The organism is Sulfitobacter mediterraneus (genome assembly GCF_016801775.1).
In the GTDB taxonomy this organism is placed as follows: domain Bacteria; phylum Pseudomonadota; class Alphaproteobacteria; order Rhodobacterales; family Rhodobacteraceae; genus Sulfitobacter; species Sulfitobacter mediterraneus_A.
Genome location: NZ_CP069004.1, coordinates 3,233,823 through 3,248,094 on the forward strand (window position 1 = coordinate 3,233,823; position 14,272 = coordinate 3,248,094).

The 14,272-nt window shown below is 55.2% G+C and carries 15 protein-coding genes; 7 read left to right on the forward strand and 8 right to left on the reverse strand.

Going from position 1 to position 14,272, the window contains the following annotated elements; genetic code table 11:
* Nucleotides 1–35 precede the first annotated feature (35 nt).
* Genes JNX03_RS15975 through leuD form a run of 4 tightly spaced genes read left to right on the forward strand, consistent with a single transcriptional unit; the run spans nt 36 to nt 4,736 of the window.
* On the forward strand, nt 36–1,871 hold the full coding sequence (locus JNX03_RS15975; protein WP_203209987.1) for a TRAP transporter permease: 1,836 nt from the start codon (nt 36–38) through the stop codon (nt 1,869–1,871).
* Nucleotides 1,868–2,698, forward strand: a complete 831-nt coding sequence (locus JNX03_RS15980) for an amidohydrolase family protein (protein WP_203209988.1) — start codon at nt 1,868–1,870, stop codon at nt 2,696–2,698. The genes JNX03_RS15975 and JNX03_RS15980 overlap by 4 nt, the downstream gene beginning before the upstream one ends.
* Nucleotides 2,695–4,116: a 3-isopropylmalate dehydratase large subunit gene (gene leuC / locus JNX03_RS15985; protein WP_203209989.1), complete on the forward strand. Its 1,422-nt coding sequence runs from the start codon at nt 2,695–2,697 to the stop codon at nt 4,114–4,116. The genes JNX03_RS15980 and leuC overlap by 4 nt, the downstream gene beginning before the upstream one ends.
* A complete protein-coding gene (gene leuD, locus JNX03_RS15990) occupies nt 4,113–4,736 on the forward strand; it encodes a 3-isopropylmalate dehydratase small subunit (RefSeq protein ID WP_203209990.1) in 624 nt (207 codons plus the stop codon). Before leuC ends, leuD begins: the two co-directional genes overlap by 4 nt.
* 406 nt (nt 4,737–5,142) lie before the next feature.
* On the opposite strand, the gene JNX03_RS15995 is transcribed toward leuD, so the two are convergent.
* The 4 genes from JNX03_RS15995 to JNX03_RS16010 all read right to left on the reverse strand — a co-directional run bounded on the left by JNX03_RS15995 (nt 5,143) and on the right by JNX03_RS16010 (nt 8,067).
* Entirely contained in the window at nt 5,143–5,784 is a 642-nt protein-coding gene (locus JNX03_RS15995; RefSeq protein WP_203209991.1) for a LysE family translocator, read from the reverse strand.
* Nucleotides 5,785–6,003: 219 nt separating this feature from the next.
* Nucleotides 6,004–6,678, reverse strand: coding sequence for an ADYC domain-containing protein (locus JNX03_RS16000; protein WP_203240752.1), 675 nt, complete (start codon nt 6,676–6,678; stop codon nt 6,004–6,006).
* A 52-nt stretch (nt 6,679–6,730) separates the two neighbouring features.
* Nucleotides 6,731–7,057 (reverse strand): hypothetical protein, encoded by a 327-nt coding sequence (locus JNX03_RS16005; protein WP_203209993.1) that lies wholly within the window; start codon nt 7,055–7,057, stop codon nt 6,731–6,733.
* A 59-nt stretch (nt 7,058–7,116) separates the two neighbouring features.
* Nucleotides 7,117–8,067, reverse strand: a complete 951-nt coding sequence (locus JNX03_RS16010) for a homocysteine S-methyltransferase family protein (protein ID WP_203209994.1) — start codon at nt 8,065–8,067, stop codon at nt 7,117–7,119.
* A 469-nt stretch (nt 8,068–8,536) separates the two neighbouring features.
* Here JNX03_RS16010 and JNX03_RS16015 point away from each other — a divergent pair, with 469 nt between their 5' ends.
* Nucleotides 8,537–8,824 carry a DUF1330 domain-containing protein gene (locus JNX03_RS16015; RefSeq protein WP_203209995.1) on the forward strand — a complete coding sequence of 96 codons (288 nt, stop codon included), beginning with the start codon at nt 8,537–8,539 and terminating at the stop codon, nt 8,822–8,824.
* Nucleotides 8,825–8,850: 26 nt separating this feature from the next.
* Here the strand turns inward: JNX03_RS16015 and JNX03_RS16020 are convergent, their stop codons facing one another.
* Entirely contained in the window at nt 8,851–9,798 is a 948-nt protein-coding gene (locus JNX03_RS16020) for a GlxA family transcriptional regulator (protein ID WP_203209996.1), read from the reverse strand.
* An 88-nt stretch (nt 9,799–9,886) separates the two neighbouring features.
* Between JNX03_RS16020 and JNX03_RS16025 the strand changes: the two genes are divergently transcribed.
* Both JNX03_RS16025 and JNX03_RS16030 read left to right on the forward strand, forming a co-directional pair.
* Nucleotides 9,887–11,086 carry an MFS transporter gene (locus JNX03_RS16025; RefSeq protein WP_203209997.1) on the forward strand — a complete coding sequence of 400 codons (1,200 nt, stop codon included), beginning with the start codon at nt 9,887–9,889 and terminating at the stop codon, nt 11,084–11,086.
* 27 nt (nt 11,087–11,113) lie between these two features.
* The gene (locus JNX03_RS16030) at nt 11,114–11,734 is read left to right on the forward strand and encodes a LysE family translocator (RefSeq protein ID WP_203209998.1); all 621 of its coding nucleotides are present in this window, start codon (nt 11,114–11,116) and stop codon (nt 11,732–11,734) included.
* Between the two features lie 56 nt (nt 11,735–11,790).
* On the opposite strand, the gene JNX03_RS16035 is transcribed toward JNX03_RS16030, so the two are convergent.
* The 3 genes from JNX03_RS16035 to JNX03_RS16045 form a co-directional block, all read right to left on the reverse strand.
* Nucleotides 11,791–12,588 (reverse strand): anti-sigma factor family protein, encoded by a 798-nt coding sequence (locus JNX03_RS16035; protein ID WP_203209999.1) that lies wholly within the window; start codon nt 12,586–12,588, stop codon nt 11,791–11,793.
* Nucleotides 12,588–13,094 carry an RNA polymerase sigma factor gene (locus JNX03_RS16040; protein WP_231024304.1) on the reverse strand — a complete coding sequence of 169 codons (507 nt, stop codon included), beginning with the start codon at nt 13,092–13,094 and terminating at the stop codon, nt 12,588–12,590. Before JNX03_RS16040 ends, JNX03_RS16035 begins: the two co-directional genes overlap by 1 nt.
* Before the next feature lie 418 nt (nt 13,095–13,512).
* Nucleotides 13,513–14,106, reverse strand: a complete 594-nt coding sequence (locus tag JNX03_RS16045) for an ATP-dependent Clp protease proteolytic subunit (protein WP_203210000.1) — start codon at nt 14,104–14,106, stop codon at nt 13,513–13,515.
* Nucleotides 14,107–14,272: the final 166 nt, after the last annotated feature.

Consider the following 14,272-nt stretch of genomic DNA (forward strand, 5'->3'; position numbering starts at 1 on the left):
GAAGCTGGCGAGGGGCCGCATTCAGGTTTCATAACATGCGTCATCTCGTAACTCTTGGCAGGGCAGTGGCCTTGTTTATGGCTGTCTATCATCTGTGGATTGGCTATTTCGGGGCGCCAAACGCGCTTATCATGCGCAGCGTGCATCTGGGTCTCGTGCTTACGATCACCTTCCTGATGATCGACTGGCGAGGGAAGAAGGACACACCGGGAATAGCCGAAGTGGCACTGGTTCTCCTGTCCATCGGAGTTGCCGCATACCCTATTGTTGAAATCGACTATATCTATAACCGCTTCTATTTGATTGACCCGATCAAACCCGCCGACTGGGTGTTTGGTATTGCCGCAAACCTGTTGGTGATCGAGGCCGCGCGTCGTTTGATGGGGTGGCCACTGGCCATTACCGCAAGCATTTTTCTGGGATATGCGGTGTTCTTTACCAATATCGCGCCGGGTGAATTGATTGAACAAACCTACCTGACGACTGAAGGCATTTTTGGCATCCCGCTTGCTGTATCGGCCACTTTCATCACGCTATTTGTCCTGTTCGGAGCATTGATCGAGAAGATGGGGATCGGCCAGTTTTTTGTCGATTTCGCGCTGGCTCTGGCTGGGCGCACTTCGGGCGGTGCGGCAAAGGTGGCGCTGATTACCTCGTCGCTGTTTGGCACAGTGTCCGGAAACGGCGTTGCCAATGTCATGACAACCGGTGTTTTTACCATCCCGATGATGAAAAAGGCCGGGTTCCGGCCGAATGTCGCCGGCGCGGTCGAGGCTGTTGCTTCAACCGGTGGACAGATCCTGCCGCCTGTCATGGGCGCGTCGGCCTTCCTAATGGCCGAGTTCATCGGCACATCCTATGCCCAGATCTGCCTTTATGCGTTGATCCCCGCGTTGCTCTATTACGCCACCGTATTTGCCGCGATCCACTTCGAAGCGCGGGCCACAGGTCTGGAGGGGTTGCCGGCGGATCAGACGCCAAAACTGGGCAAGGTCCTGATCGAGAACGGACATCTTTCCATTCCGTTGCTCGTGATTATTCTGTCGCTGGTCTCCGGTTATTCGGCCCAATTCTCTGCTCTTGCCGGTATTGCCAGCGTTGTTCCCGTGGCCCTCCTGCGCAAGTCGACACGCAGCAATGTAACGGTCCGTAATGTTCTGGATGCGCTCGTAGAGGGTGCGCGAAACGCGGTGCTGATTGCCACGGCCTGTGCCACTGCCGGTATTGTAGTCGGGGTGATTAACATCACCGGCATTGGGCTGGATTTTAGCCAGGCCGTGCTTCGACTTGCAGACGAGAACCTATACTTGGCCCTTATCCTCGCCTCAATGGCCGGCATTGTGGTCGGCATGGGGATTCCGACCGCGCCGGCCTATATCGTTCAGGTCGCGCTGTTCGTGCCGACACTGACAGAGTTGGGAATTCCGGTGCCGGCGGCGCATATGTTTGCATTTTATTTTGCCATTTTGTCTGGCCTTACCCCACCTGTCGCCATCACGGTTTATGCGGCAAATGCCATTTCGGGTGCGGGGCTTTGGCAGGGATGTGCAGCGTCGATGAAGCTTGCTGGTACGGCTTATGTCATGCCATTCATGTTTGCATTGTCACCTGCAATCCTGACACTTGGTACCGGTTCCGAGATTGCGCAGACGGCACTGACCGCGCTTTTAGGTGGCGTATTGCTGGCAGCGGGCTTTCACGGTTGGTTGCTGTCCTCGCTTGCTGCACTCCTGCGTCCCGTCGCGGTGGTGGCAGGGCTTTGCCTGCTGGGGCCGTCGGGGCTGCTGGATCTGGCCGGACTGGCACTTGCGGCACCGGTGCTTTTTCTTTCAGCACGCGCACGTCGCAACCCTGAGGAGACCGGGGCATGATCCGCACCGAGGCACAGCTGCTGCCCGCGGGGGCTTGCGACACGCATATGCACTTCTATGACCATCGATTTCCCGGAGCAGCGAGCGCGGTGAAACCCACACCGCCGGATTTCTCGACAGAGGACTACCGCGCGACAATGCGGCGTCTGGGGCACAGCCGCATGGTGGTCGTTCAACCCACAACCTATGGGCTGGACAACCGATTGCAGTTGGCCGCGGCGGCCGAATTCGGACAGGACGCCAGAGTGGTGGTCGTTGTTGACGAGACTGTGACCGATGCGGAATTGGCCCGGCTGGACGCGCAGGGTGCCTGTGCAGTGCGCTTTTTCATGTGGAAGGGCGGTGCGCTTGGGTGGGATAGTCTGCAACCGGTCGCCGAGCGGATTGCCCCTTTGGGCTGGCATATCGAGCTTCATATTGACGGGGCGACCCTGCCAGAACACCTCGAGCGACTTGTCGGGCTGCCGTGCCCTGCGGTGCTAGACCATGTTGGCCGGTTCCGAGAGCCCGCGCCCGAAGGGCATCCGGCGGCACGGGCTTTGGAGGCTCTTATGGATACAGGACGCTGGTGGGTCAAACTGTCGGCCCCGGGCCTCCAATGTAGCGAGGGGCTGCGTGCGCGGGTGGAGCGGCTGATCGAGCGAACGCCAGACAGGCTGGTTTGGGCCACGAACTGTCCGCATCCGGGGCAGTTGCAGCCGCCAAACGAGTTGGAAGAACTGCGAACCTGGCTGGATTGGATTGATGATCCGGCCCTTGTTCATAAGATTTTTTGCAGCAACCCAGAGCAACTATACAGATTTCGCCAGTTCGAGGACGCAACATGACACGGACCCTGTATGATAAACTCTGCGATAGCCATACAGTGCGGAGGATCGACGACAACCGGCTGCTTTTGTACGTCGATCTGCATATCATGAATGAATACACCAGCCCGCAAGCCTTTGCCGGCCTGCATGCGGCAGGACGTCCGGTGTGGCGACCAGAGGCGCATCTGGCGGTTGTGGATCATGTGAACCCGACTCGCGCCATCGCTTCATTGGACGAGATGACGGACAATGATGCCCGGCTACAAATTGAAAACTTGGGCCGCAATTGCGCACGCCACGGGATTGAGCTTTTTGACCTGTTCGACCGCAGGCAGGGGATCGAGCATGTGGTGGTGCCGGAAAACGGCTTAGCGCATCCGGGCAAGGTGATCGCTTGCGGCGACAGCCACACCACCACTTATGGTGCGTTTGGTGCGCTTGGCTTCGGGATCGGCACTTCGGAAATCGAGCATGTTCTGGCCACGCAGACCCTTGTCTACACCAAGCTGCGGAACATGCGGGTGACCTTTACCGGCGAAATGCCACCGGGGTTGACAGCCAAGGATCTGGTCATGGCCTTTATTGCAAAGGTTGGCGTGTCTGGGGCAGTGGGCCATGCGGTCGAATTTGCTGGCGCTCCTGTCAACCTGCTGTCGGTCGAAGGGCGGATGACAATGTGCAATATGGCCGTCGAAGGCGGCGCACGTGTCGCGTTGATCGCGCCGGATGCAACGGTATTCCATTACCTGCAAGGTCGGCCACGCGCACCGAAGGGTAGGGATTGGGACACCGCCAAACAGGAATGGGCCAGCTGGCAATCCGATCCTGATGCCAAGTTCGACATCGACATCGACATCGATGTAGCGGCTATCGCGCCTCAGGTCAGTTGGGGCACCAGCCCCCATCAGGCCTGCGGGATTGACGGGGAGGTTCCGGCGCCGGAGCACGCAAATGATCCAATGGAGCGAGCCGCGCAAGAACGCGCATTGGAATACATGGGGCTTGAGCCGGGTCAACCGCTTGGGGCGATAGAAATCTCACATGCGTTCATCGGTTCCTGCACCAATTCCCGCATGGAAGACTTGCGCGCTGCTGCGGAAGTGTTGAAGGGCCGGAAGGTGTCTGCTGGTGTTTCCGCGATAATCGTCCCGGGGTCGCTTGCCGTGCGACGGCAGGCCGAGGCAGAGGGGCTGGATCGGGTATTTATCGAGGCAGGCTATGAATGGCGCAATTCGGGATGTTCCATGTGCCTAGCTATGAATGATGACATACTTGACGCTGGCGCCCGATGTGCATCGTCCACCAACCGGAATTTCGAGGGACGACAGGGTACCGGTGCTCGCACCCATCTGATGAGCCCGGCGATGGTCGCAGCGGCCTCCGTAGCGGGTCATTTGGTCGATTATCGGGAATTTCTGCCAGGAGCACAGACATGACACCTTTCACTTCGGTTACTGGAATCGCCGCACCCATGCCGTTGCCGAACATCGATACCGATGTGATCATGCCCAAGAAATTTCTCAAGCGGATCGACCGGGAGGGGTTGGCTCAGGGTGTGTTTCACGATTTGAGGTTTGACGAAAATGGGAATGAGCGTTCTGGTTTCGTATTAAATCGCGCCGGATATCGTAACGCGCGATTTATTGTGGCGGGCCGCAACTTCGGCTGCGGTTCTAGCCGCGAACATGCGGTCTGGGGGCTTTTGCAACAGGGCATTCGCGCGATCATCGCGCCCAGCTTTGCCGGGATCTTTTTCGGAAATTGCGAGAAAAACGGACTATTGGCCGTAGAACTGCCCGAAGACAAACTAACCGTTCTTCTGGAAACGATCAGCGATGGCGATAGGGCCGAACTGACTATCGACTTGGACGCTCAGAAAATTCGGCCAGCGCAGGGCGCGGCCCTGGAGTTTGACATCGATGCAGGCCTGCGCAGGAACCTGATGCTTGGGCTAGACCATATTGAGGAAACCCTGCAATACGCTGATGGCATCCGTGCATACGAGGTCAAAAACGGCCTTGTTGCCGAACCAAGTCGGGGCAGTGCGGAGGCTTGAAATCAGCGCTGATTCATAAATCATTGCTGTTGCAGTTATTTGGCTCCTCGCTTGATCACGCTACGACTTCGAACAATTGATTGATGGTCGCCCGCTCGCCGGATGCCCATTGCTTGTTCTGAAAGAGGCCACGTTTGATACGTGTTGCCCGCGCTGTGACGTTGTAGGTTCGGCCATGGCCTGAGATGTCGAACGAGGATTACCGTGGCGGTTATCAGGCAATTCGCTCCGGCACGTTGAAAAAGTACGGCGCATCCGTCACCCACATCGCATTCATTCCAAAGAGATGTTGCTTGGGATTCTTGAGAAGTACTGCTTTGGCCACCTATAGAAACTGGGAAAGGGAGCCAGCATCAAAAATCGTTTTCGCAGGTTTCCGTTCACCACAGAACGCTTGCGCCATTGATTATGCCCGGCTGGCCAGCAACTTTAGACCGGCGAAAGCAAAGAAGGTGCCTAGGACGCCTTGAATGACACGTCGGGAATTGCCGTACAATCGCACCATCGCCGGGGTCGAGAATGCAACCGCATACATCAGGTGGATGGCTACCGAGAGCATGAATGTCCCGAGCACGATGACAGCTCCTACCCAAAGCGGCGCTCCTTCCTTCAGACCCAGGGAAATGATTGCAATCCAAGCAAGAGCTGCCTTCGGGTTGGTCATTTGGATGATATAGCCACGCTTGAAATATCCATATGGGGTCCGCCGTCCGCCTGCCAACTCTCTTGCTTCAATATCATGGGTTGAGGCTGCGGATTTGAAGGATTTGTAAGCAAGCCAAAGTAGGTAAAGACCACCGAATACTTTGATTGCCAAAAGAGCTGAGGCATAGGTGGAAAGTATGGCTGACAAACCAAAGACTGTCAGTATGGCCCAAGTAAATGATCCGCTCGCAACGCCCATCGCCAAAGCCATACCAGAGGATCGACCGACGCTCATTGAAGTGCCAATGACAGCAAGAATATTAGGTCCGGGGCTTGCGATGGCCAGTAGAAATGCAGAATAGGCAAGAAGGATTCCCGGGAGGTAGATGGATATTTCTTGCATGGTATCGCCCTCGTTCGAATATACGGTTGTTCACACAATGTTCCAAAGTCATCGCTTTGGCAAACAAAACCTCATATTGGCTTTGCCGATACTGGGCAGAGCATGTTGCAGCTAATGAGCAAAAGCGCTTCGTCAGCAAAGCTGAGCCTAAGTAACAACACTTCGAGAGGTGGCTTCGGTGCCGGTCAGATTTCCGTTATTCTTCTAAGTTCTCGGCGACTAATCCTGAACATAAAAGGGAAATGACCCGTTACTCAAAAGCGTTTCCCGCCCGATTTCTGAAGTTCCCTGCCTCTGAGCTAAACGGTCCGGACAGTTTTTTAGAACATAGTCCAAACCAGCTTGGAAACGGGTCCTGTAGATGGTTATCGCACCATCTGCATCCCAATCCGCTTCGTGCAGCATGTCTTGAACATCGGACGAGGTGTTGATCCCCTTTCGATCCCAGACATCAATCGGAGTGCCATCGCGCGTGGTGCCATGCCCAGTGCCGCAATAGTCCGCACGTACCATTCGAATACAGGCCTGGTGAAAATCGCGCAGCTCGGCGTCCCATGGCAGATATCCCCATGTGACACATTTGCCTATCGGTCCGTTTGTGCAGGCCATTGTCAAACCTTCGGGGGACCATGACATATCTGCTCCCCACGAGCCGGAAAGTGGAATTGCGCCAACCGGTTCGCCATCTTGATCGCCGCAGGCGGAACCGTTTTCATCAGTGAGAAAATAGACATTGTACTGGCTTGTCTCTTCAACATGCGTGACGGTGATCTCCGCATTGCCCGCACCTCCCTCCATCTGAAGCACCGCGCCCGCAGGCAAGGGAATATCCGCCTTGCCCGTCGTGGCTATGGCGATGAGTGCAAAGGTCAAAACCAATCGAGTACAGTTCATTCTAACAAACCTGAGTTGTGGCACGCGGTTGACCCGCGTGCCTTGTTTTTCTTTAGTGTTTGATGACCAAACGGCCGTTCTGTGCAACAATGGATGACGAACCGTCGAAATCGAAGTCGTTCAGATGAAAGCCATTGAGTGCCAACCGGTTCAGAGCAAGCCGATTTAAGGCCAACCGGTTCAGCGCCAAACGGTTCAGCGCCAGACGGTTCAATGCCAGACGATTAATGGTCAGCGCGTTGAAGGTAAGTGCGTTAAAAGTAAGCGCATTTGTCTTGATGTCGACAGCCTGCGTTCGAGTTTCAGCAATCGCGCCTTGTGCAAACAGAAGTGCGCTCAGCGTTGCGGCAAGGGCCGTGTTTTTGTGGTTCAGTTTCATAGTATATCCCTTTTCAAGTTTGGGGTTGGTTGATGGGTTGATCTGTCTGGCTGGATGGCTCACGCAGCCCGTGCGCAACACAGATTGTTGGCGATTTCGGCGATGTGCCGACTGTCTGTCCCGCAGCAGCCGCCAAACACCGACAAATGAGGCAATTGCGCCTGCAAAGTGCCATAGCTGGCGCCAAGTTCGGCTGGATTGCCGTCATCCAGAACGTCGGCGTTGTCGAGTTCTTCGTGGCTGAGCCGTGAGGCATTGGCGCGGATGCCGCGCAGCCGCTGCAACCAAGGCTCCTGACTGCGCAGAGCGTCCTCAAAATGCTCAGGATGGGCGCAGTTGACCATGAAATAGGCCGCTTTGCCGTTTGTTGCCGCGTCCGTCTGGGTGATCGCCTCGCCAAGCGGAGTGCCATCTGCAAGGCAGCCGTCAGTCTCTACCGTAAAGGCGATCACCGCAGGGATCTGCACCTCCACGGCGGCCCGGACAATGCCGACTGCCTCATTCACTGTGCACAGTGTGAAGGCGCTGACCATATCGGCGGCGGTCTGTGCGAACCATCCGACCTGATCCGCGTGATAGGCCTGTGCTTCGCTCGCTGTCATCGCAGTATCGGCTTGATAGCCATCACCGCGCGGCCCGATGTTGCCGGAGATAACGACCGGATGGGGCAGGGCAGCTTTGTCACGCAAGGCGCACATCATCTCGATCGCCTGCGCGTTGAAGGCCTGCAATGCTTGCCGGTCATGACCCAACTCTTGGCCCCAACCCGGACTGGCTCTCCAGGTTGGCGCTTCCAGCAAGAAGCCCATCTTCCGCTGCCTGGCGATCTCCAGATGGCGTTCAAAATAGGTTTCAAGCTGGGCGCGTCCCTCCGCTGTACCAAGCAGCGGATAGGAGGCAAAACAAGGAAGGTCGATACCTTCGTGAAAGACCAAAGTGGTTTCAAGCCCACTGTCGGTGAGCAGTGCATGACCGTTCAATTGGGGCAGGGCGTTTCTGTACGTGTGCATAGGGTTACCATCCGTGACAAGAGTGAATGAGACGGGATAGATCGCCCGCCTGATGATCCTGAAGCGGCACGCCAATGTCGGACAAAAGGTGCCGATTGATGCCTTCTGCGCCGGAACCGCTGAAGGTGGTGCGCGGCCTCGGAAATGCAGTCAGCAAGGATGTAAGACAATTTTGAAAAAACATGGTCGTTCCTCTTCAGTTCACGACCGTTACGCAGCAACTTGAAAAATTATTCTCGGCTAGCAATTATTTTTTAGAAAGGGATAGTGGTTGAGACTCCGGCGCGCCATCGTGTTCCAGAAACAACGCTTTGAAATGCAATGTGTTTGGAGCATTCGCTTGCGATTTTTCTGAACGGTGATTTTCTTTAGCAGCGTGTCAAATAGGGGAATTCCGTCATTTCGATTGGCACATATAGGAGCGGGTTCACCCGGCAGCAGTCATTCTAGAGTGAAACAAGGAGCCAAAATGCCAGCCTACGTTATTTTTCAAGAAGACATTCAGGATCAGGAAAAGTTCGCCGAGTACAAAACACTTTCCCCGGCCTCGATCTCGCAATTCGGAGGAAAGTTCATTGTGCGTGGCGGTGACATCACTGAGCTGGAAGGCCAGTTTGAGTATGAAAGGATCGTGGTAATTTCTTTTCCTGACAAGGCTGCCGCACTTGCCTGGTACAACTCGACAGAATATGAGCCAGCCAAGAACATGCGGCTGTCATGTTCGTCAGGGGTGAGTGTCCTTGTCGAGGGGGCTTAACGGGCCGGGCATTTGCACAACATGGCCTATTGGCCAAAGTTCTCAAGATATTGGCGGATATCGAGACCAAACCGGCGTTTAAACGCACGGCGCATGCGTTGAAGATCACCAAACCCACTGCGCGCGGCCACCAATTTTAGCGCAAGCCCCTCCAACAACAGCCCCCGTGCGTGATCTACCCGTACACGTTCGACAAACTGGCTGGGCGTGCAGCTCATTTCACGCTTGAACCGCCGCGACAAAGTGCGTTCATTCATGTTGCCAACCCGGCTGAGGGCATCGATTGTCCAGTTGTTTTCCGGTTGTGAAACGACCTGTTCAATCAGTTTGGACAGATCTGTGCTATCCGAAAACTGGCTGGGCAGATGGACCGCGAATTGGCTTTGCCCGCCAGACCTGCGCAATTGAATAACCAGCTCCCGCGCGCAATCCAGAGCGACCTTGGCACCGCAATCTTGCCGTATGATGTGCAGAGCCAGATCAATGCCCGTGGTCACCCCGGCAGACGTAAATACGTTGCCTGAGATGCAGAATATTTTATCGAGATCCCAACGTACCTGATCATAGGCTTGTATGTCCTTTGACCGTGTCCAATGCGTTGTCGCTTCGCGATCGTCCAAAACCCCGGCTGCCGCCAGGATCAACGCGCCGGAACAGATCGAAATGAGACGATGTTCGTTTGGGTTCGCCTTTCGATCGCGGATGATGTCAAGAAGGTGGTTGTGGGTCAGCAAAGGTTCAACGCTGCCGCCGGGTATCAGGAGGTCGCCGCGGGCCGATCCTGCTTCCAGCATGGCATCCGCCCCCAACAGCAACCCGCAAGACGCTCGAACCGCAGCACCGTCGAGAGTCACAAACCGAAGCTCATAGGGCTTGCGACCATGGACTTGCGCCGCTTCAAACGCTTGGACAGGGCCCGAGACGTCCAAAAGGTTGACCCCGTCAAAAAGTAGAATTTCGATTGAACGCCGCATGGATGGAGTCCGTTTTTGATGCTTGATTGTCATATCTGACAATCAGAAAAGTCGATATATGGCAAGTGTTAACAAAAAAGTGCACCAAATGACTGGGCTCAGCCTTCTTCAAAACCGGAATTTTTTCGGACTTCTCACGGCCAATACTGTGCTTGGCTCTGCCATGCCGATCCTGATCATTCTTGGGGGGCTGGCTGGCCTGATGCTCGCCCCCAACACCGCATTGGCGACACTGCCAGCATCGGTGCAAACCTTGGCGGGGCTTGTCTGTGCTGCGCCAATATCCTTGTTGATGGGGCGTCTAGGGCGAAAGCTGGGTTTCTTTCTGGGCGGAGCATTGGCCATTCTGGGCGCGGTTTTGGGAGCGTATGCCTTGATGGCTGCCTCCTTCGTCCTGCTCTGTTTGGCCCATTTCATGTTGGGCATCGCCCTTGCGTCCTATCAGTATTTTCGGTTTGCGGCGGCAGAGGTGGTTGAAGCTGCCTGGCAACCAGTGGCGATCTCGCTGATGTTGACTTCAGGTTTGGTGGCGGCGTTTCTCGGCCCGCAAGTGTTTATTGCGGCAAAGGATGCCTATGCAGGGATCCCGCTTCTGGGTGCATATTTGGCAATCGCCGCGCTGTCGGTTGCAGGGGTCGTGCCTCTGGTCTTCGTCCGCATTCCAAAAACCTCGTCCCCTCTCGAAAAAGGAACATCCTCGAGGCATCTTGCCTGGTCCGCTTTGCGCCGACCCGAGGTGCGGGGTGCCATTTTGGCCGGGGCTCTGGCGCAGGGGGTTATGGTTTTTCTAATGGTCCCAACCCCGATTGCCATGATTGGTTGCGGATTTGATGAGGCCATCGCGGGCGACGTCATCCGCTGGCACGTGGTGGCGATGTTTGCACCGAGTTTTTTCACCGGCTTTCTCATCAAACGGTTTGGCGCAATCAGAATTGTTCTGCTGGGGTTTGCCATGCTCATCGCATCTGCATGCATTGCCGCAAGCGGGATAGCTTCTCAGCATTTCTACCTATCACTGATCTTGTTGGGCACGGGTTGGAATTTTGGCTTCATTGGAGCCACGAGTATGCTGGCAGCATGCGTCACGATCCCCGAAAAGCCCGCAGTCCAAGGATTGAATGACACGTTGATCGCTTTGTCTTCGACTGTTTTTGCCTTCCTCGCGGGCGCGATCATTGCGGTCTACAGCTGGCCCATTCTGGCGGGGATCGGATTGGCGATTGTCCTGTTGGGACTTGCTGGTCTGCTGGTTACAGGTCGCATTCAGCGCCGCGCTGGCGCCAATTGATATCAAGTTCATTCATCTGGAAAACAAATGTCATCAATCGATTTGGATTCTGCTGCGGCAGTACTTTTTGCAATTGCGGCAACCGGTCTGCTGGGCTCGCCCGGTCCGGCGATTGCGGCGCTCCTGGCCGTGGGGCGCACATTTGGCTTGAAAGATGGCATGCGCTTTTATCTGGGCTTGCAGCTGGGGTTAGGCACGGCTGCCGCTATCAGTGCGGCAGGTCTCATTTCGCTTTTTGTGGCTTTTCCTGCGGTTCAAACGGTTATGGTCATTATCGCCACGGCCTATCTGCTGTATCTCGCCTGGAAAATCGGAAGCGCACCTGTCTCACCTAAGGCCCAACAGAAACCACAGCCACCACGGGGCGGTTTTCTGATGGCGGGAGTTGTCCTGGGGATGACCAATCCCAAGGCCTATGTTGCCTTCGCGTCGCTTATGGGCAGCTACACCTTGGTCACGAATAGCGTCACTGCAGACGGTGTCTGGAAGTGGGGCATCGTCGTAACAGTGATGATTGTCGTTGATATTCTATGGCTTTTGGCTGGCGTCTTATTGGGCCGCGCAAACCTGCCACCATTTGCAGAGCGCGTTTTGAACCTGTCCCTTGCTTTGATGATCCTCCTGGCAGCCTTGCTGGCCTTTCTCTAACGGCAGTTAGACAGCGGCCCCACGACGGACCAAGCACGCTGCATACGCCTGAGACGTTACAACGAAATCGCTTGGGCCGCCGCTTGTTCGATCACATCCTGCCGCGCCTTTGGTCCGACCACAACGTAAGCACCGCCGTTGCTGCGCCAACTGACCATGTGGTAGCCGCCAATTTGCTGCGCTTTGCTTGATTCAGTGTCGGGTTTGTCTGTTTTCAGAAAGCATAGAGCAACAACATCGCCACTTTCAGTTGTGTAAACCAGTTGGGCAACTGGCTTTCCTGCGGCGACCAACAGCCTGGCACCTTCGAAAGTCAAGCCAACGGCAGTGAGATCCGGTGTTTCAAACGAGACTTCAACGGTTTTGCCCAACCATGCTTCGATGTGATCGACGTCTGATGCGGGCACCTCCACAAGATGACGCGTCTGGGTTTCGTAAACCGCGTGGTACTCGGCAATATCGCGAAGCCAGCCCGGCGGCACCGTTGTGGCCGCAGTTTCGAGACCCGGAGCCGCACCACTTTTGGATAAACTCTGGCCGATCACCACGCCGACTGCCAAGAACGCGACACTGGCTGCGATCTGGATCATCACTCGAAGGTGGCTTGGGGCGTCCGAGATATTTGCAGGTGCGGGGGGTGCGGCTTCAATCGCATGGATCAAGTGCGCCGGCACTGGCAACTCCAACATCCGGTCGAGCTCTTCCCGAGCCCGAGCGTCTGCATCCACGATGCTGCGATAGATTTCCGCCACCGATGGATCATTTTCCAAAAGATCTTTAATCTGCTCGGCGTCTTGGGGTGAGAGCTCGCCGTCAATATAGGCGCTGAGCTTCTGAAAAAGAACTTCGTCCATCACATCGGCTCCTTCTCGGTCAGCCGCTCACGCAGGAGTTGCCGCGCTCTACTGATGCGGCTCATCACTGTGCCAATGGGCCAGCCCAGATGTGCAGCGGCTTCTTTGTAGCTATATCCCTCAACAGAGACGAGTAGCAAAACCGTCGCAAGCTCGGATGGCAATTGCATGATTTGATGCCCCAACTGCCGTCCAGCCAGCGCATTTTCCCCATTGACCGTGGTATAGAGCTCGCCGGTTTCAACTGCATCGACCTGCCCTGCTCCCAGTCGCACCTTACGTTTGCGGGTTTCGCTGAACCAGTGGTTGCGGGCAATTCGGAAAACCCACCGGTCCAGATCTTGGTGGGGGTGATATTGATCCGAATAGCGCAACGCCTTGGCACAGGTATCCTGAACCAAATCATCTGCATCCGGAAGGGACCCGGTCAATGACAGTGCATAGCGCCGCAAGCGTGGCAGCATCGCGATTAACTCTTGGCGCAATTGGAAATCATCGGCAGACAAGACGGAGAACCTTTTTGATGTCCTTAAGAACCAGTGCCAGAACAGACGCATTTGCACGTCCATTTCGTGGAGCCCTGGCAAGCTGGAAGAAGGGGATTGAACGCTTACAATCATGATATCATTTCCAATTTTCCGCGCAGGAACAAGCCTTCCACCACTAAATACGCGCCTATGGGCGGATTTATTTTGCGCCTGAAAAACTCTGTCTTTTTTCGATGCAGTATTGTCTGGAAATGATAGATTTTGACGGCAGTGAAAAGACCTCTTGCACAGGATTTCTGGAGCGACTGCTCAAACGCGATGCCCAAAGAGAATCGCGTTAAAGAGTTCCACCAGACTGGGAAGTAAAAGATGGTTTTCGCTCATTGAACTGAGATACGACAATTCGGGCGATCTCGCAAAGTGGATGTCTATCAGTTTAGTCGAGATCATCAGCAGATCGAATAATCTTTCCGACCAACCCATAGTCAACTGCTTCTTTCGAAGTGAGCCAGAAATCTCGCTTGGTATCTTCTGCTATCTTCTCCGGTGTTTGCCCGGTCGCCGCAGCAAAAAGATGATCAAACCGCTCACGCATGATCTTAATCTGCTCGGCTTGGATCATCATATCCGATGCTTGCCCACCTATGCCACCAGAGGGTTGGTGCAGCAAGAACCTGGTGTTGGGCAGGCAATAGCGATTTTCCAATTTGGCACCGACAAAAATCAAGGCACCGGCACTCGACGCCCAGCCGGACGCAATGGTGCGGACCTTCGGGCGAATAAATTTGATCATGTCGTGAACCATATCGCCTGATTCAACGTGTCCGCCAGGGGAAGAAACAAACAGATTGATCGGGTCATCGCTTTCTTCTGCAAGTGCCAATAGATGCGTTACGGTTTCTTTGGCCAGCTTGTCATTTACCTGACCGGAGACAACCACATTCCGGCTTTGAAACAGAAGCTGTTCTACGCGAGGGGACGGTTTGTCGTTTTTTGGATGGTCACCTGTGACGGGTTCGTTTTCGTTCACATTCAAGTCCTATTGATGGCCTCACCCTTACGCAGACTCCTCGCCAAGGCAAAGTAATGTCGTCTCCGGGTCGTGGCTGTTTGAATTAAGATCAAGGGATCCAGTTTCGGCCTATGCTCCATTTTCCAAGCCATCCAGGCGTCTTTGCGTTTGGTCAGGATTGAGA

Excerpts from the sequence above, each read along its gene's own strand:
- JNX03_RS16025 (WP_203209997.1), top strand. The coding sequence starts at position 9,887 with ATGACTGGGCTCAGCCTTCTTCAAAACCGGAATTTTTTCGGACTTCTC.
- JNX03_RS16005 (WP_203209993.1), bottom strand. The coding sequence starts at position 7,057 with ATGAAACTGAACCACAAAAACACGGCCCTTGCCGCAACGCTGAGCGCA.
- JNX03_RS16015 (WP_203209995.1), top strand. The coding sequence starts at position 8,537 with ATGCCAGCCTACGTTATTTTTCAAGAAGACATTCAGGATCAGGAAAAG.
- JNX03_RS16020 (WP_203209996.1), bottom strand. The coding sequence starts at position 9,798 with ATGCGGCGTTCAATCGAAATTCTACTTTTTGACGGGGTCAACCTTTTG.
- JNX03_RS16030 (WP_203209998.1), top strand. The coding sequence starts at position 11,114 with ATGTCATCAATCGATTTGGATTCTGCTGCGGCAGTACTTTTTGCAATT.
- JNX03_RS16010 (WP_203209994.1), bottom strand. The coding sequence starts at position 8,067 with ATGCACACGTACAGAAACGCCCTGCCCCAATTGAACGGTCATGCACTG.
- JNX03_RS15975 (WP_203209987.1), top strand. The coding sequence starts at position 36 with ATGCGTCATCTCGTAACTCTTGGCAGGGCAGTGGCCTTGTTTATGGCT.
- leuC (WP_203209989.1), top strand. The coding sequence starts at position 2,695 with ATGACACGGACCCTGTATGATAAACTCTGCGATAGCCATACAGTGCGG.
- JNX03_RS15995 (WP_203209991.1), bottom strand. The coding sequence starts at position 5,784 with ATGCAAGAAATATCCATCTACCTCCCGGGAATCCTTCTTGCCTATTCT.
- JNX03_RS15980 (WP_203209988.1), top strand. The coding sequence starts at position 1,868 with ATGATCCGCACCGAGGCACAGCTGCTGCCCGCGGGGGCTTGCGACACG.
- JNX03_RS16035 (WP_203209999.1), bottom strand. The coding sequence starts at position 12,588 with ATGGACGAAGTTCTTTTTCAGAAGCTCAGCGCCTATATTGACGGCGAG.
- leuD (WP_203209990.1), top strand. The coding sequence starts at position 4,113 with ATGACACCTTTCACTTCGGTTACTGGAATCGCCGCACCCATGCCGTTG.
- JNX03_RS16000 (WP_203240752.1), bottom strand. The coding sequence starts at position 6,678 with ATGAACTGTACTCGATTGGTTTTGACCTTTGCACTCATCGCCATAGCC.